This window comes from Photobacterium proteolyticum (genome assembly GCF_001939735.1).
GTDB lineage: Bacteria > Pseudomonadota > Gammaproteobacteria > Enterobacterales > Vibrionaceae > Photobacterium > Photobacterium proteolyticum.
Genome location: NZ_MJIL01000101.1, coordinates 155,338 through 177,210, shown reverse-complemented (window position 1 = coordinate 177,210; position 21,873 = coordinate 155,338). Strand labels below are relative to the sequence as shown.

The window sequence follows — 21,873 nt, the reverse complement described above, 5'->3', positions numbered from 1 at the left end:
ATTACTCCTGCGCAGCGGCAAATGCCTGGCGGTGTAGAATACTTGAGAACTCTTCCATGAAAGTGGCATAGGTGTGCTCTAGCTTCGACACCTGGTTGGTCAGCTTGTTGTAGAACATCACTGCCGGGATTGCAGCAAACAAACCCATTGCCGTAGCGACCAGCGCCTCAGCAATACCCGGGGCAACCATAGCCAGTGTCGCCTGTTTTACCGCGCCCAGCGCAATAAAGGCGTGCATAATACCCCATACCGTACCGAACAGGCCGATATACGGGCTGATTGAACCCACCGTTGCCAGGAACGGCAGGTTGGTTTCCATATCGTCCACTTCACGAGACAGGGCAACACGCATTGCACGTCCCGTTCCTTCCATTACCGCTTCCGGCACTTTGCCATTGCTGCGGTGCAGGCGAGCGAATTCTTTAAAGCCGGCATGGAAAATCTGTTCTGAGCCTGTCAGGCTGTCTTTTCTTGCCTGCACTTCCTGGTAAAGCTGTGACAAATCAATGCCCGACCAGAAACGGTCTTCAAAGCGTTCCGCTTTGGAGGCGGCATCCGACAGCACCGAGGAGCGCTTGATGATCATCGCCCAGGAAATGACAGACATACCTAACAGGATAAGCATCACGATCTTAACAAGCAGGCTGGCCTGTAAAAAAAGATCTAAAATCGATAGTTCAGCAGTCACTTAGATATCTCCGACTTAATATTTTCTGGGATCTGAATAGGTTTCATGGATTCAGGATGCACACAGGCTACCTGAACCATCGCTTTGCACAAGTTTTGGCCGGCATTGTTAACTAAAACCTGACAAAATTCGATCGAGGCCCGGCGTATTTTAACCGGCCATGTCCTGACCACCAGCCGTTCATCGAGCCTGGCGCCTTTCAGGAAGTCAATATCCATATGGCGCACCACAAAGCTAACATTTTGTGCAAATAATGCCTGTAAACTGACATCATGACTGCGGAAGAGTTCCGTTCTCGCCCGCTCAAAGAATTTCAGGTAGTTGGCATGGTAAACAATCCCACCAACATCGGTATCTTCATAATAAATAGTGATTGGCCACTCAAAGGCACTTTCTTCGGTCATCAGATATCCATGCAATCACATAACAGCCAGTACCCGCCAGGTACTCGCCCGATCTTCAAATAATCGCTTACTATACCGAAGTTGCGCAGCTTTATAAAACGCCGCATTTACTAACACTCACAAAAGCGATGATTTTTTGACAAGCTTGTCATTTCGTTACCGTTCACACTGCATAATTCGTGTCAGCATATGCATTTTGCACACTTATCTAGGCAACAAACACTAACAGACGTATAAAAAAACAGCCCACTACTGTTTTGTAATGGGCTGTTTCATTGTGTGAATTATCGTTATCTGTCTGTTTCGGCGATTACACCGAAGGAAACAGACGTAACCACATGATATAGGACAAAATCGGCAATGCCAGATACGGGGTGAAGAACACCTGCCAGTACCAACGGCGCGGGACGAAACCCACACCGAAAATCATTGCTGTACATGTCGCCCATATCAGGGCTGGTGAGATCATCGGTCCGAATCCACCAATTGCCTGGGCAAAGAGTGTGGGTTCCCATATCACCAGTCCTGCTGCCGACATCGACAGTGCCATGGATAACAGGCGCAATAGCCCGTTATCCAGCAACTGATGGCCACGCTTCACCCAGTGGTCGACCTTACTCACCGTTCTCATCCATATTTTCGGTTGTCTCAAGCCACAGGGCATTGATGATCCCGAAAGAGCAGGCTAGCAGAACACCGAGAATCCAAGCGAAATACCACATAGTCTGTCTCCTTAGTACAGTGAAGTCTTGTTGTCTTCGATATATTTGTTATCAAGACGGCCAAACATTTTGTAATAACACCATGAGGTGTACGCCAGGATAATCGGCACCATTACCGCCGCAACCCCCGTCATGATGTTCAGCGTCAGCTCAGATGACGTCGCATCCCACATTGTCAGGCTGTGATTAGGAACCGTGCTTGAAGGCATGATGAACGGGAATAACGCAAAGCCTGCTGTCAGGATCACACCCGCCATTGTCAGGCTAGAGGTGATAAATGCCAGCGCACCGCTGTTCGCACGTGAAGCCAGTACTGTCAGCAATGGCATGAATACCGCCAGTGCCGGCGCAATCCATAACAACGGATAGGCATCAAAGTTGGCAAATAGTGCACCAGACTGACGCATGACTTCTTTGGTCAGAGGGTTAGATGGCGCATTGGTCATGATTTCAGAGGTGATCACATAACCTTCAATGCTCTGGGCCCAGAAACCGGCAATTGCAAAGCACACTGCTGTACCGATCGAAGTGATCATTGCGACGCGGCGAGCACGCTCACGGATCGCATCAGATGTCTTCATCTGCAGGTAAGCCGCACCTTGGGTGGTGATCATCAGGATGCTCACGATGCCGCACAATAGTGCGAACGGGTTAAGCAGCGCGAAGAACGAACCGGTATAAGTAGGGATCAACAGATCGCTTAGCTCGAACGGAACACCCTGCAGCAGGTTACCGAAAGCTACACCAAAGATCACAGGTGGTACGAAGCTACCGACAAAGATCGCCTTGTCCCATGTTTCACGCCACTGTGGGTTTTCAATTTTCGAACGGTAATCGAAACCAATAGGACGCAGCCAAAGCGCAGCCAACGTGATGATCATGGCAAAATAAAAGCCAGAAAATGCCGTTGCATAAACCAGTGGCCACGCCGCAAATAGCGCACCACCTGCGGTGATCAGCCAAACCTGGTTACCGTCCCAGTGCGGGGCGATCGAGTTAATCATTACTCGGCGCTCAGTGTCTGTTTTACCAATGATTCGTGACAGAACACCAACACCCATATCAAAACCATCCGTGACTGCAAAGCCGATGCATAGCACACCGATCAACACCCACCAGATAAATCGCAATACTTCATATTCAAACATTGCCTAATTCTCCCTGATTACGCTTCAACCTGACGCGATACCACATTTTGCGGTGCATCGGTTGTTTCAAAGTGGTAACGACCTGTTTTCAGGCTGCTTGGACCCAGACGAGCGAACTTGATCATCAGGTACATCTCAGCGATCAGGAACACGGTGTACAAGGCGATAATAGCCAACATGGAAGTAATGATGTCAGAGGCCTGAAGGTTCGACACAGCCATTGAAACCGGCAGAATTTCACCCACCGCCCAAGGCTGACGACCATATTCAGCAACGAACCAGCCCGCTTCAATAGCAATCCAAGGCAGAGGAATACCGAAAAGTGCTGCTTTTAGTACCCACTTATTACCTGTGATCTTATGACGGCAAGTCTGAATAAATGCAGCACCAATGATACCCAGCATAATAAAGCCACAAGCCACCATGATACGGAAGCTCCAGAATAGTGGCCAAACCGTCGGGATTGAATCATCTGCTGCCTGGGCAATATCGGCTTCTGTCGCGTCAACTACATTGTCAGCGTACGGTTTAAGTAGCAGGCCATAACCCAGGTCATGCTTCACTTCATCGAAGGCTGCAATGTTTTCAGGTGTCTTATCACCGGCACGCAGCTTTTCTAACAGACCATAGGCCACCATACCGTTACGGATACGCACTTCGTGCTCGGCCTTAAGATCGCGAAGACCAGTCACTTCGGTGTCAAAAGAACGCGTAGCGATAATCCCCATCACATAAGGGATCTTAATCGCGAAGTCCGTTTCCATGGTTTCCTGGTTAGGAACACCAAATAGCGTAAACGCTGCCGGTGCTTCTTCTGTGTGCCATTCGGCTTCGATAGCAGCCAGCTTGGTTTTCTGTACGTCACCCAGCTCATAACCAGATTCGTCACCCAGCACGATAACCGACAGAATTGACGCCATACCGAAAGAAGCGGCAATCGCGAAGGAACGGCGAGCAAACGGAATATCTCGGCCTTTCAGCAGGTAGTAGGCACTGATACCCATGATAAACATCGCACCACAGACATAACCAGACGCGACGGTGTGAACAAATTTCACCTGAGCAACAGGGTTCATCACCACTTCGGCAAAACTCACCATTTCCATACGCATGGTTTCGAAGTTGAACTCTGCACCCACAGGGTTCTGCATCCAGCCGTTTGCGATAAGGATCCACAATGCCGAGAAGTTGGAACCAAGAGCCACCAACCAAGTTACAGCAAGGTGCTGACGCTTAGACAGGCGATCCCAGCCGAAGAAGAACAGGCCGACAAGAGTAGATTCAAGGAAGAAGGCAATAAGTGCTTCGATAGCCAGCGGGGCACCGAAGATATCACCTACGTAGTGGGAGTAGTAAGCCCAGTTCGTACCGAACTGAAACTCCATGGTTAAACCCGTGGAAACACCCAAGGCAAAGTTGATGGCGAAAAGCTTACCCCAGAACTTAGTCATGTCCTTGTAGATTTGCTTTCCGGTCATTACATAAACCGACTCCATGATGGCAAGCAGGAACGCCATACCAAGAGTCAGGGGGACGAACAAAAAGTGATACATCGCAGTTAATGCGAACTGTAACCGCGATAGTTCGACGATATCAGTGAACATTGAGAACTCCTTTTTTCGCCAGGCTGACTGACGACAGTACTACACTGTGTACCAATGGTTGGGCTAGCAAAATGTAGCTTACAAACCGCTTATTTAGGTCACCTTCCTGGTAGCCATTTTATTAAGAATCAATGGCTTCCTTTCTATGTTGCAGTCATGTGCCAAATTAGTTAATTTGTTGTTAAGCTACAGCTAATAAAGTCATTGCTAATATTACTGATATTCTCCGCCCCGCTCAATCTATTTATCTCACAATTTGCTTTGATAAATATCAAGAAACGCCGCTCAAGATTTATACACATCGATTTTAATTGATTTAGATCAACCAAAGCCACAACTAGATAAATCTCTCTGTGAATAGAAAAAAACACGATCTTTCATACTAAAAACGACCAGTTAATACATGGTCACAATCTGTTTTAAATCGTCATATTCATCAAAGAAATGGCTTAGAAAAAACAGGGCTATCGAGATCACAGTATCAATAAATCACTCAGGCAACTCTCTATAAAAGCTATAAAACATTAATATGCGAGAACATAGTCATAATATTTCAGATTAGAAAAATTAATGTCAAAACAGAATTTATCTCGCTTTTGCATGACAAATAAATATCTATAATCAGCGTCAGAAACAGATTAAGCCGCCCAGACAGTAAAAGACGTCTTTTAGGCGGGTTGTAAGCTGTTTCCCCATCAGAATTGTTTTTAGATTGAGGAAGTAGTTATGGCTCGTATTTTTGAAAAAGTGATTGCCCTGTACCAACCAAGCTTTGCCGAGTTGTACAAAAGCAATCATTAAATTGGGCTAAAAACGCCCCATTAATCGCCGTTAACTCACTTGGCAAAACTCAAAGGGCTCAAGGCCACTATGTGAATTGTCAACGTAATGTAAACGGAACAGGAACACGTTAAGCGATTAATATGCTCTGGGATTAGCAAAAACGAAAAACGAGGCCATCGTGCCTCGTTTTTTTATGCCTACTCACTTTAGTCCAACCGGCTCACTGAAGGTGAAAGGCTATCCCTATGCACTGGCGGCCAATAAACTTTTATGTACCTTGACCACCACTTTCTTGATAGAACTTCTGCTCTGACAACGGCAACCCGGCTTATGAGGTTCTTCCGGGAAAAATATGGCAAACATATCCGGTCCGAGGTTCACTTCAGATTCGCACTCCATACCTTCAACCAGATAGTAATCGTCCGCTTGATCATATTCTTTGGCTACCTGATTAGCCGCTGACGGCAGGCCAAAGCCAATTCGCTCGGTACCTGATATCAAGTACTGGATATCGATATACTCCTTGTGGACCTCGGCCAGTTTCTCATTGGCATTAGTAGTTTCAAATGCCATCACATTAGCAAAGATCTTGTCGCCATCAATATCATGCCGACCAGGCTCAAGTGCCTGTAAGTCGGTAGCGCGTAAATAGTCGAGGCTCTTTTTTATTGCACCAGGAAGAAAGGCATAGCTCTCCGGCTGTTCTATATGACCTAATATCATTGTCTGACTCTCTAAAAGAGAAGACCTAAGCCATCAAGACTTAAGCCTTCCGGGGGAATTGGAGGAAATTCAAATCAAGCGGTTAGTTTTGGCCCTGAATCGTAAGGGCTTCAATCTCTTCTTTCGCGTGAGTGTTTTTGAATAGTGGCGCAGTCAGATAGCCGACGATGACCACCACCAGGGTACCGATAACACCATAGAAGAAGAAGTTCAGATCGGTTGTCGAGCGAACCCACAGCACCGAGGCAACGGCGGCAACCACACCAGCCAAAGCACTATTGGCATTGGCTCTGCGTACAAAGACGCCCAGCATGAACAGACCTGTCATCGGGCCGCCCATTAAGCCAATCAGGCTGTTAAAGGCATCCCACAGTTCGCTTTCATTCGACATGATGAGATAGGTTGATGCCAGTACGCCAAAGACACCGGCCAGCACTGTCACGATTCGCCCTACCTTCAGATTCTCTTCCGGCGTCTTGGTCGTGCCGAGACGGTTGTAGATATCAGAAGTGAAACAGGCCGAGATACTGTTCAGGCTACTAGAAATACTTGATTGTGATGCGGCAAAAATAGCGGCAATGATAAGCCCGGCAATCCCGGCTGGCATCTGCGAAATGACGAAGAAAGGCAGGATCCCGCCGGTATTAAAGTCTTCAGGCAGTAACGACGGATTTTGAGTGTAATAGGCGTATAGCGCCGCCCCTACCGCAAAGAAGAATACCGGGATGCAGGCAACCAGCTTTGCATTTGTCACCAGGGCCTTTTTTGTCTCATCAATGGAATCGGTTACGATGTAGCGCTGGACAACATCCTGGCTGGCCGTGAATTGCTGCAGACTGGCGAACAGGAACCCTATCATCAGTACCGGAATCGTACTTTCAGACCAGCTCCAGGCAAACTTTTCCGACGGGAAGTACTTGTCGGCCTGTGCTGACATGCTGAATATCTCGGTCATTCCGCCATCGACATTGAAACAGATCATGACAAAAATCATCACCGCAGCCACAGAGAGCATTATCCCCTGGATCACATCGGTCCAAATAACGCCTTCAATCCCGCCCATAAAGGTATAAATAATACACAGAACACCAATCAGGAAGACAATGGTCAGCGGGTTGATATCGATGAAAGGGATAAGTGCCAGCGCCGTCAGGTAGGTAATGATTGCAATACGACCGATGTGAAACAGCATAAAAGAGATGCTGGCAAACAGTCGCATCTTGATATCAAAACGCTTTTCCAGATACTCATAGGCCGAGGTGAGGTTCAGCTTACGGAAGAACGGAATATAGTACATAAACACGAACGGCAAAATCAGGATCGCGATGTACTGGCCAATCAGAAACGTCCAGTCTCCGGTATAGGCCTTGGCCGGGATCGACATAAAGGTGATCGAGCTTAATGTTGTGGCAAAAACACTGATCCCGGCAGCCCAGCCGGGGATACGGCCCCCCGCCTTGAAGTAGTCATCCGCTGACTTTTGGCGACGCGCAAAATACACCCCCACGAGCATAATGGCGGCGAGATACACCAGCAAAACGATATAATTGAGGGTACCAAATGCATGCATTTCCATGCCTTAACTCCTGTCAATGAAAGTAGGTTGAGGTAAGTTGATTCATTTATTCTGTTTTAGGTATTGGCTTCAGCCCATCGGGTGACGCCGATGAGGCCTGCGTCTGCCCCGGTTACTGCCGGGATCAACCTGGGCTGGTAAATTGCAGGCAATTGGGATAAATATGACTGAACCAGATCGAGGTAGTTTTCAGCGAGCCCGACACTGCCACCGAGCGTCACGACGTCAAGATCAAGGCTGATAGTCAGATCAGCAATCAAATTGGCTATCGCCTTTGCAGAGCGGTGGATAATCGCCTCGGCATTTTCATCGCCCGCCAGAAATTGCTGGTAAACCGCATATCCGCTACAACCGGCAGCGAAATAAGCTTCTCCCGCTCGTGCGATAGCTCTGCCGGATGCCACGCTTTCGACACACCCTCTGCGGCCACAACCACACATCGGCCCATTAGGATCTGCCAGCATATGCCCGGCATGACCAGCTACGCCGCGAGGCCCGGCCAGTAGTTTTCCATCAATGACCAATCCGGCCCCTACACCTGTCGATACAGTAATAAAAGCCATATTTTCAGCAGGTTGGCACAGCGCCTTATATTCAGCCCATGCCGCTGCCTGGGCATCATTGATCGCAACTGTCTCCAACCCCGTTATATCAGCAACAACGTCCTGCAACGGGTAGTTATTCAGGCCACCCAGGTTATCCGGATTAAGTGCTGTCAAAGCCCCGTTGTCGATGATCCCCGTCGAGGCAATCGCGACGGAGTCAGCCTCATGAGAAAGAGGTAACAACAAGGCTTTCAAAGCATCAGAAAGCGCTGCTGGTGATTGTGATGACGGGGTTTCTATCTGCTCTCGCCGAACAATGGTATTATTTCGAATCAATGCCGCAGCGATTTTTGTTCCACCCAGGTCAACGGCTAAATATGTTTTCATAACGACACCTACGATGCCTGAGCTTGTGAAACATGCTGTCGACCAAGATCTACTTCAGAGCGGAACCAGTCACATATGTGTTCGATACGTGTAATTGCCGAGCCGACAGTCACACAAAAAGCTCCTGCTTCTATTGCCTTACGAGCAAGCACCGGTGTGTTGTAACGCCCTTCCGCCATCACATTACACCCGACCTCTTTGAGCCGACGAACCAGTTCGAAGTCAGGCTCCTCGGGAACCGGACCACCGGTATAACCCGACAAAGTCGATCCAATAATCTCTACACCTTGTTGATGGCAGCGCACTCCCTCTTCAAATGTTGCGCAGTCAGCCATTGCCATACAGCCAAGTCGGTGGATCTCATTGATCAACTCGGATACCGGCACCGGGCGCTCGCGCTCCGTGGCATCAATAGCAATAATGTCCGCCCCAGCACTTTTTAGGGCCCGGATATCTTCAAGATAAGGGGTAATGCGAACCTCGGAACCTGCAAGATCGCGTTTAACAATCCCAATAATCGGTACGGATACAGCCGCTCGAACGGCTTTCAGGTTATCGATCCCCTCAATTCTGAGGCCAGCAGCCCCACCAGCAACGGCAGCCTGCGCCATTGCAGCCACAATTTCAGGAGAATCCATCGGCCCATCATCAACAGGCTGACAGGAAGCAACAAACCCCTGTTGCAAGGCAAGAAAGCAGTTTTTAGATATGGCAGTCATGTGTAGCACCACTCCGGCATAATATTTACTAATGAAGTTTAACTCCAATTTATTTACTGCGGAGTTAAACTTCAACACCTTTAACTCAAAACAGCGATCTCAAGCCCACTTTTGACCAAAAACTTCACAATAAACGCGATCACGCGCAAACTTTACCGTCATCAGCACAGATCGCAATGGAGTTATACTCCATATAGGTGTCTACAAAGCTACCCTCCACTCATGATAAGCGGTGTACCTTAGACTGACAGACAAGAAATGTAGGGGATGTTAAGTGTAGTTGGGATGAAGAAGCGACTTCACTCTACAAGCAGAGATAATGCTTAAAGAAAAAACAAATGGCGGGAAAGCTAAATGTGAGAAAAGGCAAGTATTGGGAAAGGCTAAGCCTAAACCTCAGCCGAGAGCAAAACTGACACATACACCTAAAGCCCGGCTAATTATCAATAGCCGGGCACGGCTCTAGTAAAATTTTGCACCTAATATAGTGCTTCTACTATGACTCCAGAGCTTTTGTTGTCTTTAGCTTCTTGACCTGAGCGCCGGAAACATCATCTCTGACCAGCAACGTATACACCAAATCCAATACAAAAAGCTGAGAGATCTTGGTACCAATGGAGTCTCCCTGCAGCTTGCCCTGGCGGTTACCGTTCACCAGCACCCAATCGGCATGCTCAGTAATAGTCGAGCGCGGATTGTGGGTTATCGCAACTGTCTTGGCTCCAGTTTCTTTCGCCAGTTTCAACGCCTTGGCGGTTTCTGCAGAGCTACCTGAATGGCTCACACCTATTGCCAAATCATCGGGCTGCAGTAACGCAGCCTTCATATACATAAAGTGATTATTGGTTAGTGCATCCACGTTATAGCCAATCCGCATAAATTTATTCTTGGCATCCTCTGCCGTAATACCGGACGAGCCGACACCAAAGAAATAAACAGCCCGCGAGGTGCGAATTTGCTCAGCCACTTTCTCTAAGGTCGTAAAATCGAGCAAGTTAAGTGTTTCAGCTAATACACTGTTTATCGTGGTCTGCAGTTTCTGTCCGATCAGCTCAGCATCATCTTCTGGGGTGACATCGGTATCAAGAATCGATTTCTCATTTTTGCTGTGGCTGGAGAGCTCAATGGCCAGCTCCATCTTAAAGTCCTGAAATCCTTTGAAGCCAAGCGTGCGGCAAAATCGAATGATCGTCGCCTCACCGACATTGGCCGTGTGAGACAATTCCGCAATGGACAACTTGGTGACTTCAGCGGGATTGGCCAAGACAAAATCGGATATACGTCTTGCCGATGGAGTCAGGCTCTCATGCAGGCTGCCCATCATATCAAGCACTTTCCCTGCTTTTGCCGGAATATGTTGCATAACCATCCTTCTACCTCTGGCTATCGACTAAGTCTTATTCGTTGCAGTGATTTTCCCATGAGCTCCATTTATTGTGAAGTATTACTCCGTAGATATCGAAAAAATATGCAGCCAATCACCTTTGCCTCACCTATTTTATCCACTATTGTCGCAAAAATGAGGCTTTGTAAGCGGTGTCACATTTTTAAGCCACGGTAGAAAAAAACTTTCGAACATGATTGTCAGATGAAATTTTACTCCATAGAATAAACCAAAACTCCAAATATTAACCAAACAATGAAGTTTGGCTTCATTGCTTAGAGGTGCCACACAATGGAAAAACTCACAGGCCTTATCGCCGCTCCGCATACGCCGTTTAATGCTGACGGCAATGTTAACTTCTCCGTCATTGATCAAATCGCCCAACACCTGATAAGCGATGGTGTTAACGGCGTCTATATCTGCGGGACGACGGGTGAAGGTATCCACTGCTCGGTTGAGGAGCGTAAGGCTATTGCCGAGCGCTGGGTAAGTGCAGCCGAAGGAAAGCTAAAAATTACCGTCCATACTGGTGCCTTGAGTATTGTTGATACCCTGGAATTAACCCGCCACGCTGAAACGCTCGACATTTTTGCAACATCTGCCATTGGTCCATGTTTCTTCAAACCCGGCTCTGTCGATGATCTCGTTGACTACTGCGCGCAAGTGGCCGCGGCTGCCCCTTCCAAAGGTTTTTACTATTATCACTCGGGTATGTCCGGGGTGAACCTGGATATGGAGCAGTTCCTTATCAAGGCAGAGCCGCGCATTCCGAATCTATACGGCCTGAAATTTAATAGCGGTGATCTTTACGAGTACCAACGCTGCCTGCGCGCCTGCAACGGCAAGTTTGATATTCCGTTTGGGGTTGATGAGCACTTGCCGGGTGCCTTAGCTGTTGGTGCAACCGGCGCTGTCGGTAGTACTTATAACTATGCCGCCCCTTTGTTCCATAAAATCATCGACGATTTCACCAAAGGCGATCAGGCAGCTGTTTATAAAGATATGGACAGTGTTATTGCGCTGATCCGAGTACTCGTTCAATACGGCGGAGTCGCGGCTGGCAAAGCGGCAATGGCACTGCATGATATTGATGCCGGTGATCCTCGTCTTCCGCTTAAGCCTCTGACCGACGAGCAAAAAGCAGACGTCGTCAGCAAAATGCGTGCGGCAGGCTTCACCCAGCTGTAACAGAAAAGAGAGAATAAAAAAACGAGGCCTCCGGGCCTCGTTTCTATTTTTGACAGTCTAGTGGATAGAGTTAACGGGTTTCAGGAAGATCCAAACCAAAATGCAGGTACGCACGCTGGGTCGCAATGCGCCCGCGGGGAGTACGTTGCAAAAAGCCCTGCTGGATCAAATACGGTTCCAGCACATCTTCAATGGTATCTTTTTCTTCACCAATCGCTGCCGCCAGATTATCCAAACCGACGGGCCCACCCATAAACTTATCGATAATCGCCATTAGCAACTTGCGATCCATGTAGTCAAAGCCACTGCTGTCAACATCCAGCATATCCAGCGCTTTGGCAGCAATGTCCGGACAGATATGACCATTCCCTTTCACCTCTGCATAATCGCGGACGCGTCGCAGTAAGCGGTTGGCAATACGAGGCGTACCACGGGCACGCATGGCCACTTCCATCGCCCCGGCCTCTTCCATCGACAGGCCTAAACAGTTTGAGCTGCGCTGTACAATATCCTTAAGATCGTCAACCTTGTAGTACTCGAGACGCTGGGTAATACCAAAACGGTCACGCAGCGGTGATGTCAGCGAGCCAGCACGTGTTGTCGCGCCGATCAGGGTAAAAGGCGGCAAGTCAATTTTGATCGAACGTGCTGCCGGGCCCTCGCCAATCATGATATCCAGCTGGTAATCTTCCATCGCCGGGTATAGTACTTCTTCGACCTGAGGGCTCAAACGGTGGATCTCATCGATGAAAAGGACATCGTTTTCTTCAAGGTTGGTCAGCAATGCCGCAAGATCGCCCGCCTTTTCCAACACCGGGCCTGATGTCGTCCGAATACTCACGCCCATCTCATTGGCAACAATGTTCGCCAATGTTGTTTTACCCAGCCCGGGAGGGCCAAAGATCAAGAGGTGATCCAGCGCCTCATCGCGAAGCTTGGCCGCTTTGATAAAGATTTCCATCTGATCACGGACATGATCCTGCCCCTGATAATCGTCCAGCAGCTTCGGGCGAATCGCGCGGTCAATAATGTCATCTTCGCGACTAACAGGAAAATCATTCGAAACAAGTCGATCTGCTTCAATCATCGAATATTACACCTTAAACCATGGAACGCAGTGCATCGCGGATCATCGCTTCACTAGACATATCTGGCTGTGCGACCTGAGACACCACTTTCGATGCCTGCTGAGGTTTATATCCCAGCGCAATCAGCGCACTCACTGCTTCGTCTTCAGCACGGGCAGCAGAATGATCCTCAACCGGCGCATTGGACGCCGCCGAATCAAGTGCCGGCGTAAACAAGTCACCCTCGCCCCAGCCTTTCAGACGATCTTTCATTTCAACTACCAGACGTTCGGCGGTTTTCTTGCCCACACCCGGGATTTTCACCAGAGTCGTAATATCTTCATTTTCCACACTAAGCACAAACTGGCTGGCAGTCATCGCCGACAGAATAGCCAGTCCCAGCTTAGGCCCGACACCATTGGCTTTTATCACTTCACGGAACAGTTCTCGCTCACTTTTTTTGTTAAAGCCATAAAGTAGCTGGGCATCTTCTCGAACGATAAAATGCGTGGAGATCACCGCTTCCTGACCAACTTCCGGTAGTTCATAAAAACAACTCATCGGCATCTGTACTTCATAGCCAATACCACCTACTTCAAGCAGTACTTCAGGCGGTTGTTTTTCTAAAATCGTTCCACGTAGTCGGCCTATCACAGCAACATCTCTTTATTGATTCACAAAATAGGCTTTAGGATAGTAAAGAGCTGGATATATATCCAGCTCTTTTTTCAGGTTATCTCGACAGAATATCAGTACGTATGGGGCTTGGCTGACACCACCGTATTCAGGCTATCTGCCAGTGTCTTTAACGTTTCCACCAACTCGGCCAACTGGGTGCCCTGCGTGGCAACCAAGTCAGAAACCTGATTGGTCTCCACCACACCATTTGCTACATTGCTGCTGGCCGTATTGAGCTCTTTCAGGGCATGGACCTGATGGCCGATAATGTCTGCCAGTTTGTTCACATCACCCGAGATGCTTCCCACCTGTTCGATGATCCCCGACAGCTCATTGGCGCTGGCCTCTATTACCGCCTGTCCGTGCTGTACTTCCTGCCGGCTTTTATCCAGCAAGGCACGGATCTCGACAGCCGAGCTGTTGCTTTTAGCGGACAACTCACGCACCTGATCGGCAACCACGGCGAAACCACGTCCCTGATCACCGGCCCGCGCAGCTTCAATGGCAGCGTTAAGCGCCAGCAAGTTGGTCTGCTCTGCCACCGAGGTGATGAGATCAGCGACCGACATAATCTCGTCATTACTGCTCAGAATCTGAGCTATCGCCTCGGTAGACGCACTCAGCGAGGCAGAGCTTTTCTCGGCCTGGGCACGAATAGTCTCACTACGGTTTTTCAGCTCACCGACAAAACAGTCTGATTCGTCTATCCCTGAGGTCATCTGCGCCAACTGCTGGCTCATTTGCTCAGCCGCGCTAGCCTGCGAGTCACAGTTTAGATTCAGATCAGTCACTTGCTGATGGAGGCTGCCCGACTGTTGTTCTAGCTGCTCGGCAACCCGGCCAAGCTGTGTGGCATTATCTGTAGCCTGTGCCAATACCGAGGAAAGCTGATGTTCCCCCTGCTGGGCCTGCTCGGCAAGCAACTGACTAGACTGCTGAGCCTGTTCGGATGACTGAATCGCAGCCTGCCGCTGCCTAACGGTATAAGCTTGCGCAATCCCAATCACTACCAACGGCATAAGCATGCCTGACCACACTTCAACAGCCGCTGCCGTATCGATCAGTTCTAGGTGCGGAAATGCATAGCCGGACAAGTGCTGGCCAATCATCCAGGCCGACACAATCACCACAGCGATGCTCCAAATAGCTGCCATAACCGGCTTGGCCGCAAGAAAAAAGGCAACAATCAACAACGGCATCCAAAACGACTGTGTCGATACCACAATGCCGCCGCTCTGATAGACAATATTCATCGCATGGACAACCATACCGAAAAAACCAACGTTCAGGGCCAGAACTGGTGAACGTACGAGGCGTAAAATCACACCAGCCATCAGCTCGCAACCGATAAGCAACATTGATGTCATGACCAGCAGAGAGTGATCGTGATTAAACCATTTAAGTAAGCTGTAACACCCAACAAAGAAAGACAGCAGGGTGAAAAAAAGAAGAGTATCGACATAGCGGGCGTGTTCTCCCTGCCAGCTATGCGAAGACGGCAAGAACAGGGCTCGCCATATCGCCAGTGGGGTCATTAATCACATCCTTATCAATAATATTATCACTTGTATGACCTCCGACCAATATATGCCAAGAAACAATAAATTAACAAAAGAAAAAAGCAGCCAATGGCTGCTTTTTTGATCAAGATATCACTATGCAACTGAGATAGTACATCGATAACAAATTGTTATCGCACTTATTATCGATACCGCCCGCGACGAGCACCGCGTGCCTGACCAGACATCGCTATCAATGTCTTGTGCGTATGGGCATGACAAATTGCAACAGCCAAGGCATCGGCAGCATCCGCCTGGGGTTTACCCGGCAGCTTCAACACTGAGCACACCATATGCTGTACCTGAGCTTTATCGGCCCCCCCGCTGCCAACCACCGCCTGCTTGATCAAGCGTGCCGCATACTCGCTGACAGGTAGGTCGGCATTCACGGCTGCGACAATCGCACTTCCGCGCGCCTGGCCTAGCTTAAGTGCCGAACTGGCATTCTTGCCCATAAACACTTCTTCAATGGCAAAAAAATCAGGCTGAAACTGGGTGATAACTTCTGATACACCGGCATAAATCTGTTTTAGCCGGCCGGGGATATCTTCGACAGAGGTACGAATGCACCCGCTGCCGAGATATTCGAGGTGTCGCCCGACTTGCCGAATTACGCCGTAACCGGTAATTCGCGATCCGGGGTCAATCCCTAAGATGACTGACATTCAGTCACGCTCCTTTGCAAGGAAGCTGCTGCAAGCCTAAAGCTCTTATGAACTTAAAGCTGCGCTGCAACCTCATCAGAGATGTCACCGTTATGATAGACTTCCTGAACGTCATCAAGATCTTCCAACGCGTCAATCAGGCGTAGCAGCTTAGGTGCCGTATCAGCATCCAGATCTGCCTTGGTGGATGGCACAAGGGTTACTTCTGCATTGGCCGCTTCAAAACCCGCAGCATCCAGCGAATCTTTTACTGCACCGAAATCAGCCGGCGTTGTGTAGACATCGATCGAGCCGTCATCATTGGTTTCGACATCATCAGCACCGCCTTCCAGCGCCGCTTCCATAATGGCATCTTCGTCCAGACCCGGAGCGTAAGAAATCACCCCTTTTTTGTCGAACAGGTAACTTACGCTACCATCGGTACCAAGGTTGCCACCAGCCTTGCTAAATGCATGACGCACACCTGAAACCGTACGGTTACGGTTGTCTGTCATACACTCAACCATCACAGCCGTACCTGCCGGGCCGTAGCCTTCGTAGATAACAGTTTCGACGCCTTCGTCACCTTCGCCACCAGCACCGCGGTTAACCGCACGGTTAATGGTGTCGCGCGTCATGTTGTTTGACAGTGCTTTGTCGACTGCGGCACGCAGACGCGGGTTATTTTCTGGCTCTGCGCCGCCTTCTTTGGCCGCGACGACAATTTCACGAATAAGCTTGGTGAAAATCTTACCGCGTTTAGCATCCTGTGCTGCTTTACGGTGTTTGATGTTGGCGAATTTACTATGACCTGCCATAACACGCTCCGTATATGTAGCCTAAGTGGCTTCAAGTTTCACAAAAATAAATATGGCCAGCCTGCCCCCCCTGAAGGTGACAAAGGCTGGCCAGTATGCGAATCAATTATTCCTGGTTCGCTTCTTCTTTTTTCGCAACAGATACAGTCACAGCCAGCTCTTCAAGTGCCGCTGGATTAGCAAGGCTTGGCGCATCTGTCAGCAGGCAAGACGCCGCTGTTGTTTTAGGGAATGCAATCACGTCACGGATGTTCTCGGTACCGCACAGTAGCATCACCAGACGGTCAAGACCGAATGCCAGACCAGCATGAGGAGGTGTACCGAACTTCAGCGCATCTAGCAGGAAGCCGAACTTCAGCTTCTGCTCATCGGCTTCAATACCCAGAAGGTCAAATACCGCCGACTGCATCTCAGCGTTGTGGATACGTACAGAACCACCACCCACTTCGTAACCGTTGATTACCATATCGTAGGCGTTTGAGTTGGTTGTTGCAGGGCTTGCCTTCAGCTCTTCAGGGCTAACGCCTAGTGGAGAGGTGAACGGGTGGTGCATCGCGTGCAGGTTGCCTTCGTCGTCTTCCTCGAACATCGGGAAGTCAACAACCCAAAGCGGAGCCCATGCAGACGTATCTGTCAGCTCAAGATCAGTACCTAGTTTCAGGCGAAGTGCACCCATCGCTTCGTCAACAATGCGCTTCTTGTCAGCACCAAACAGAATGATGTCGCCAGTCTGCGCCTGGGTGCGGTCAAGAATGCCCGCAACCACATCTTCGCTCAGGAACTTAGCAACCGGAGACTGAACACCGTCGAAGCCCGCTTCGCGATCGTTCACCTTCATCCATGCCAGACCTTTGGCACCGTAGATACCCACGTACTTACCGTACTCGTCAATTTGCTTACGAGACAGAGAAGCACCGCCAGGTACACGGATCACTGCAACACGGCCTTTCTCGTCGTTAGCCGGGCCAGAGAATACTTTGAAGTCAACGTCTTTAACAAGATCAGCAACATCTACCAGCTCCAGCGGGTTACGAAGATCCGGCTTGTCTGAGCCGAAGCGACGCATTGCCTCTTCGAATGGCATAATTGGGAAAGTACCCAAATCTACATTCAGCAGTTCCTGCCACATTTCAGTGATCATACGCTCAGTTACGTCACGTACCTGCTCGGCAGACATGAATGACGTTTCGATATCGATCTGGGTGAACTCAGGCTGACGGTCAGCACGAAGATCTTCATCACGGAAACATTTTACGATCTGGTAGTAGCGATCAAAGCCAGACATCATCAGCAGCTGCTTAAATAGCTGCGGAGACTGTGGCAGTGCGTAGAAGCTGCCTTTATGAACACGGCTCGGTACTAGGTAGTCACGGGCACCTTCCGGTGTCGCTTTGGTCAGTACCGGCGTTTCGATATCCAGGAATGCGTTGTCATCAAGGAAACGACGAACAAAGCTAGACGCTTTAGCGCGCAGCTTGATGCGATCACTCATTTCCGGACGACGAAGATCAAGGTAACGATACTTCAGGCGCTGCTCTTCAGTATTCTTCTGGTTAAAATCCAGTGGCAACACATCTGAACGGTTGATGATTTCCAGGCCGCTAGCCAAGACTTCTACTTCACCCGTCGCCATATCTTTGTTGACCTGGCTTTCAGGGCGAACACGTACTTCACCGGTAAGGCGGATACAGAATTCGTTGCGCAGGTGGTTAGCCACCTCAAATACGTCTTTCATATCCGGGTCGACAACTACCTGAACAATACCTTCACGATCTCGCATATCGATGAAGATAAGACCGCCTAAATCACGGCGACGATTAACCCAGCCGCATAACTCTACTGTTTGTCCTGCTAGGGACTTGTTCAGGTGACCACAATATTGGGTGCGCATATGAAATTCCCGATCTGTTTACTTACTATCCTGTGGGTGAACTAGATTTGCTAGTCACTTTCCTTCACAGGCTGATTCAATCCCGGCCCAGAATGCTCAATCTTTATCCGAAATAGGGGATTAACACTGGCCGAGAGGCAAAAATAACGAGGTATTATAAAGCAAAAACGTCACTGTAGGAAAAATAGCGCCCCGAAATCAAGCAAAAATCCCCTATTCTTTTGGGCGATGATTGACTTACCGCAAACAAACTATTCACAATGAATCATTAGCAGCATTTCGACGTCTCAGCCATTGATTCAATTTCAACCAAATACACGGTTTTGATTATGCCTGTACTTTCTGCCCGCCCACTGCGTCTTGGTTTGGCCATGTGGTCCCACAGCCACTGGCAGCAGAGCCTGTATGGTACAGGCTGCAAGACCGGTGAGCGCCTTGCCCGCTATGCAGAGACCTTTGATACCGTAGAAGGCAATACCACCTTCTACGCAACGCCGGCCATCACGACAGTCCGCAAATGGCATGACACGACACCAGATGACTTTCGCTTTACCTTCAAGCTACCGTCTGCCATCACCCACCAGAACCAGCTGATGCATTGTGATCAGCTATTGGCAGATTTTCTGACGGTGATGAGTCCGCTCGAAGAAAAGGTCGGGCTGTGGAAAATTCAGCTGCCCGCCCACTTCGGCCCGCAGGCTCTGCCAGCCCTTGAAAAGTTCCTGCAAAAACTGCCCACTCACTTTACCTGTGGTGTCGAGGTCCGCCATCCAGCTTTCTTTGCCAAAGGGGAAGAAGAAAAAGCACTGAACCGGCTACTGGTCAACAACAAGGCCAACCGCATTATTATGGATAGCCGCCCGGTCTTTGCCGCCCCGCCGACTTCCGAGGCCGTCATTGATGCCCATCAGAAAAAGCCACAGATTCCGGTGCATGCCATTGCGACAGCCGATAACCCGATGATCCGGTTTATCGGCCATCCTGACGATCCCAGCAATGATGCGTTCTTTGCCAACTGGCTTAAACGCCTGCCCGCATGGCTGGACAATGGCAAGCAGCCCTATCTTTTTATCCACACACCCGACAACAACCATGCTCCGGAGCTGGCCGTCCGTCTCTACGCACAATTACAGCAGCAAATGTCCGGTTCACTCCAGCTACCGGATCACAAGCTTCCCCCGAAAACCGAGGCCAATCCGCAATTTGATTTGCTATAACCTTGAATAACAAAGAGTTGTGGCTATCGACATAGCCATAACAACCTGTAGTCCAATATAGCCAACCGCCCCAAAGTCCCCCCCTGCCAGTGGCAAGGGCAACTCTTCGGATGATTAAGCGCGGTTATCGCCGCTATCAGTAACAACCAATCACTTTGCTTCAATCGCTACACTTTAAAGTACGCCAATAGCGACTTCTGCTCTTCGGACAAACGCGATAGCTCTTCGCTTGCATGGGAACTCTGAGTAATGCCGCTCACATTCTGATGGACAATCTCAGACGTCGTTTCAACGTTCTCGGAGATCTCCTTGGTCACACCTGATTGCTCTTCAGAAGCTGTCGCGACCAAGGTATTGAGCTCCGATATCTGGGCGACGGAGCTGGAAATACTACTAAACGCCTCACCGACTTGCTGAGTGATAACCAGCGATTCCGCAATCAGCTCGGCATTGGACTGCATAAAGTCATCCGCTTTTTGAGCCTGACTTTGAAGCTGGGAAATAATCTCTTGAATATCAATGGTCGACTGCTGCGTCTTGGCCGCTAGCGAGCGTACCTCATCAGCTACCACAGCAAATCCACGTCCCTGCTCTCCGGCCCGAGCCGCCTCAATAGCCGCATTCAGTGCCAACAGGTTTGTTTGCTCGGAGATCCCATTAATCACATCAACCACACTACCAATTTCATTCGAGTAGTCTTTGAGCTGATTGACGATTTGTGTTGACTCTTGCACCGAACTATTAATTGGTTCCGAAATCTTATCCGAACGCTGCAAGGCTTGCTGTCCGTCGGCAACATTTCTTCCCGCCACATTCGCCGCTTCTTCAGCGCTGGCAGCATTGGCACTGACCTCTGCCGCGGTACTGGATAACTCGTTCACCGCCGTTGCCACCTGCTCCACCTGAGCAAGCTCCTGCTCCGAATTGGCCTTAGACTCCGCCATCACTGCCGTCAGCTCGACCGATGCCGAGGAGACATTGTCAGAAATAGAGTGAAAGCCTGCGATTATCCGCTTCAATTCCCGGTGCATAGCAATTGTATTGGCGTAAATACCGGTTTCTTTCCCACTGACAGTAAAATCAGAGGTTAGATCTCCCTCGGAGACTTTCTTCACCATTTCTGCTATCTGGCTTGGTTCGCCACCCACAACACGCATCACGCCTTTGTAGATATATAAAGCAGATAACAAACCAATAATGACAGATACTATAGATAAAATAGTTAATATATACTTGGTATTAATAATATCACTCTGTAAAGCGGGGCCAATTTCATCCTGATGTTTCTTTGCCTCTAACTTTATCTCTTCAATTGAGGCAGCCGATTCTCGCCCGACCACATCTAAAACTTCAGCCACCAAGTTATTTCTTTTCTCGATAATGTCTGACGTATCGTTAAATGCAACCCGATAAGCAGAAAAGGATTTTTCAAAACTTCCAAATAACTCAATTCGCTTGGGGTTTTGAATCTGATTAATTAATTCTCCAGCGCGACGTTTAATATTATCAAATTCTAATAATGCTCTTTCTTTATCCGCAGCATCATTACTTACCAGATATTTAGTCACATATAGCCGCGCTAACATGACACTTTCCTGTAATTCACCGGAATAGAAGGCCGCTTCTAAATCACCATCATCATATGCAGTGTGTGCAATATCAGTTAGCATTTTCCGCATGGTTAAACCATTAGGATCAAGCCTGTTCTCGACAGTTTGATGACGCTCTTCTATTAGGGTTTCTACTTGATCAAAACCTTGCTGATAGTTCTCGACTCCCGTTTTAATGTCCTGGAATCGGCGTCGTAGCTCCGGCTCCAACTCAGCCGCCAGCTCCTGGTCCAACAACCCCATGGCGATATCGATACGATTGTTAATCGCTTGCTTCAGATCTTCTGACTGATTTTTTATATATTTACTAGCCGCTAATCGCGCCTCTAAAATATTGGCTTGAATGCGACCTGAAGAGACACTTGATATTGCAAGGCCTCTATACTCAACAAACCCATCCAGTGTCGTACTAAACCGAAAGAATGATGAGATAGACAGTGCAAGTAACAGAACTATTAGTAAGCCAAAGCCACTTATTAATTGTTGTTGTAGTTTCATTGAACTTCCTTTTCTTTACT

20 protein-coding genes are annotated in these 21,873 nt (G+C 48.9%); 2 read left to right on the top strand and 18 right to left on the bottom strand.

The features are described from left to right. Position 1 precedes the first annotated feature (1 nt). From tolQ to BIT28_RS28555, 11 genes are all read right to left on the bottom strand, one after another. Positions 2–688: a protein TolQ gene (gene tolQ, locus BIT28_RS28605; protein WP_075768379.1), complete on the bottom strand. Its 687-nt coding sequence runs from the start codon at positions 686–688 to the stop codon at positions 2–4. Continuing rightward, the gene (ybgC, locus tag BIT28_RS28600) at positions 685–1,092 is read right to left on the bottom strand and encodes a tol-pal system-associated acyl-CoA thioesterase (RefSeq protein WP_075768378.1); all 408 of its coding nucleotides are present in this window, start codon (positions 1,090–1,092) and stop codon (positions 685–687) included. The genes tolQ and ybgC overlap by 4 nt, the downstream gene beginning before the upstream one ends. A 310-nt stretch (positions 1,093–1,402) precedes the next feature. Then, positions 1,403–1,714 (bottom strand): cyd operon protein YbgE, encoded by a 312-nt coding sequence (gene ybgE / locus BIT28_RS28595; RefSeq protein ID WP_075768377.1) that lies wholly within the window; start codon positions 1,712–1,714, stop codon positions 1,403–1,405. After that, positions 1,707–1,814 carry a cytochrome bd-I oxidase subunit CydX gene (cydX, locus tag BIT28_RS28590; RefSeq protein ID WP_075768376.1) on the bottom strand — a complete coding sequence of 36 codons (108 nt, stop codon included), beginning with the start codon at positions 1,812–1,814 and terminating at the stop codon, positions 1,707–1,709. The genes ybgE and cydX overlap by 8 nt, the downstream gene beginning before the upstream one ends. Before the next feature lie 11 nt (positions 1,815–1,825). Next, positions 1,826–2,962 carry a cytochrome d ubiquinol oxidase subunit II gene (gene cydB / locus BIT28_RS28585; RefSeq protein ID WP_075768375.1) on the bottom strand — a complete coding sequence of 379 codons (1,137 nt, stop codon included), beginning with the start codon at positions 2,960–2,962 and terminating at the stop codon, positions 1,826–1,828. Between the two features lie 17 nt (positions 2,963–2,979). After that, positions 2,980–4,566, bottom strand: a complete 1,587-nt coding sequence (gene cydA / locus BIT28_RS28580) for a cytochrome ubiquinol oxidase subunit I (protein WP_075768374.1) — start codon at positions 4,564–4,566, stop codon at positions 2,980–2,982. A 1,026-nt stretch (positions 4,567–5,592) separates the two neighbouring features. Beyond that, complete coding sequence (nanQ, locus tag BIT28_RS28575; RefSeq protein WP_075768373.1) at positions 5,593–6,072, bottom strand: N-acetylneuraminate anomerase; 480 nt, start codon at positions 6,070–6,072, stop codon at positions 5,593–5,595. 82 nt (positions 6,073–6,154) lie between these two features. Next, a complete protein-coding gene (locus tag BIT28_RS28570; protein WP_075768372.1) occupies positions 6,155–7,648 on the bottom strand; it encodes a sodium:solute symporter family protein in 1,494 nt (497 codons plus the stop codon). 56 nt (positions 7,649–7,704) lie between these two features. Further along, positions 7,705–8,580, bottom strand: coding sequence for an N-acetylmannosamine kinase (locus BIT28_RS28565; protein ID WP_075768371.1), 876 nt, complete (start codon positions 8,578–8,580; stop codon positions 7,705–7,707). Positions 8,581–8,588: 8 nt separating this feature from the next. Beyond that, positions 8,589–9,299, bottom strand: coding sequence for an N-acetylmannosamine-6-phosphate 2-epimerase (locus BIT28_RS28560; protein ID WP_075768370.1), 711 nt, complete (start codon positions 9,297–9,299; stop codon positions 8,589–8,591). Between the two features lie 496 nt (positions 9,300–9,795). After that, positions 9,796–10,668: a MurR/RpiR family transcriptional regulator gene (locus tag BIT28_RS28555; protein WP_075768369.1), complete on the bottom strand. Its 873-nt coding sequence runs from the start codon at positions 10,666–10,668 to the stop codon at positions 9,796–9,798. Positions 10,669–10,974: 306 nt separating this feature from the next. On the opposite strand from BIT28_RS28555, the gene BIT28_RS28550 reads away from it, so the two are divergent. Next, complete coding sequence (locus tag BIT28_RS28550; protein ID WP_075768368.1) at positions 10,975–11,871, top strand: dihydrodipicolinate synthase family protein; 897 nt, start codon at positions 10,975–10,977, stop codon at positions 11,869–11,871. 70 nt (positions 11,872–11,941) lie between these two features. Here the strand turns inward: BIT28_RS28550 and ruvB are convergent, their stop codons facing one another. From ruvB to aspS, 6 genes are all read right to left on the bottom strand, one after another. After that, positions 11,942–12,958 (bottom strand): Holliday junction branch migration DNA helicase RuvB, encoded by a 1,017-nt coding sequence (gene ruvB / locus BIT28_RS28545; protein ID WP_075768367.1) that lies wholly within the window; start codon positions 12,956–12,958, stop codon positions 11,942–11,944. A 13-nt stretch (positions 12,959–12,971) separates the two neighbouring features. Continuing rightward, positions 12,972–13,592 carry a Holliday junction branch migration protein RuvA gene (ruvA, locus tag BIT28_RS28540; protein WP_075768366.1) on the bottom strand — a complete coding sequence of 207 codons (621 nt, stop codon included), beginning with the start codon at positions 13,590–13,592 and terminating at the stop codon, positions 12,972–12,974. Positions 13,593–13,687: 95 nt separating this feature from the next. Beyond that, complete coding sequence (locus BIT28_RS28535) at positions 13,688–15,151, bottom strand: methyl-accepting chemotaxis protein (RefSeq protein WP_075768365.1); 1,464 nt, start codon at positions 15,149–15,151, stop codon at positions 13,688–13,690. Between the two features lie 167 nt (positions 15,152–15,318). After that, positions 15,319–15,840 (bottom strand): crossover junction endodeoxyribonuclease RuvC, encoded by a 522-nt coding sequence (gene ruvC, locus BIT28_RS28530; protein WP_075768364.1) that lies wholly within the window; start codon positions 15,838–15,840, stop codon positions 15,319–15,321. Positions 15,841–15,893: 53 nt separating this feature from the next. Continuing rightward, positions 15,894–16,637 carry a YebC/PmpR family DNA-binding transcriptional regulator gene (locus BIT28_RS28525; RefSeq protein WP_075768363.1) on the bottom strand — a complete coding sequence of 248 codons (744 nt, stop codon included), beginning with the start codon at positions 16,635–16,637 and terminating at the stop codon, positions 15,894–15,896. A gap of 106 nt (positions 16,638–16,743) precedes the next feature. After that, complete coding sequence (gene aspS / locus BIT28_RS28520; RefSeq protein ID WP_075768362.1) at positions 16,744–18,528, bottom strand: aspartate--tRNA ligase; 1,785 nt, start codon at positions 18,526–18,528, stop codon at positions 16,744–16,746. A 329-nt stretch (positions 18,529–18,857) separates the two neighbouring features. On the opposite strand from aspS, the gene BIT28_RS28515 reads away from it, so the two are divergent. Then, on the top strand, positions 18,858–19,745 hold the full coding sequence (locus tag BIT28_RS28515; RefSeq protein WP_075768361.1) for a DUF72 domain-containing protein: 888 nt from the start codon (positions 18,858–18,860) through the stop codon (positions 19,743–19,745). 167 nt (positions 19,746–19,912) lie between these two features. On the opposite strand, the gene BIT28_RS28510 is transcribed toward BIT28_RS28515, so the two are convergent. Beyond that, on the bottom strand, positions 19,913–21,853 hold the full coding sequence (locus BIT28_RS28510) for a methyl-accepting chemotaxis protein (protein ID WP_075768360.1): 1,941 nt from the start codon (positions 21,851–21,853) through the stop codon (positions 19,913–19,915). Between the last annotated feature and the right edge of the window lie 20 nt (positions 21,854–21,873).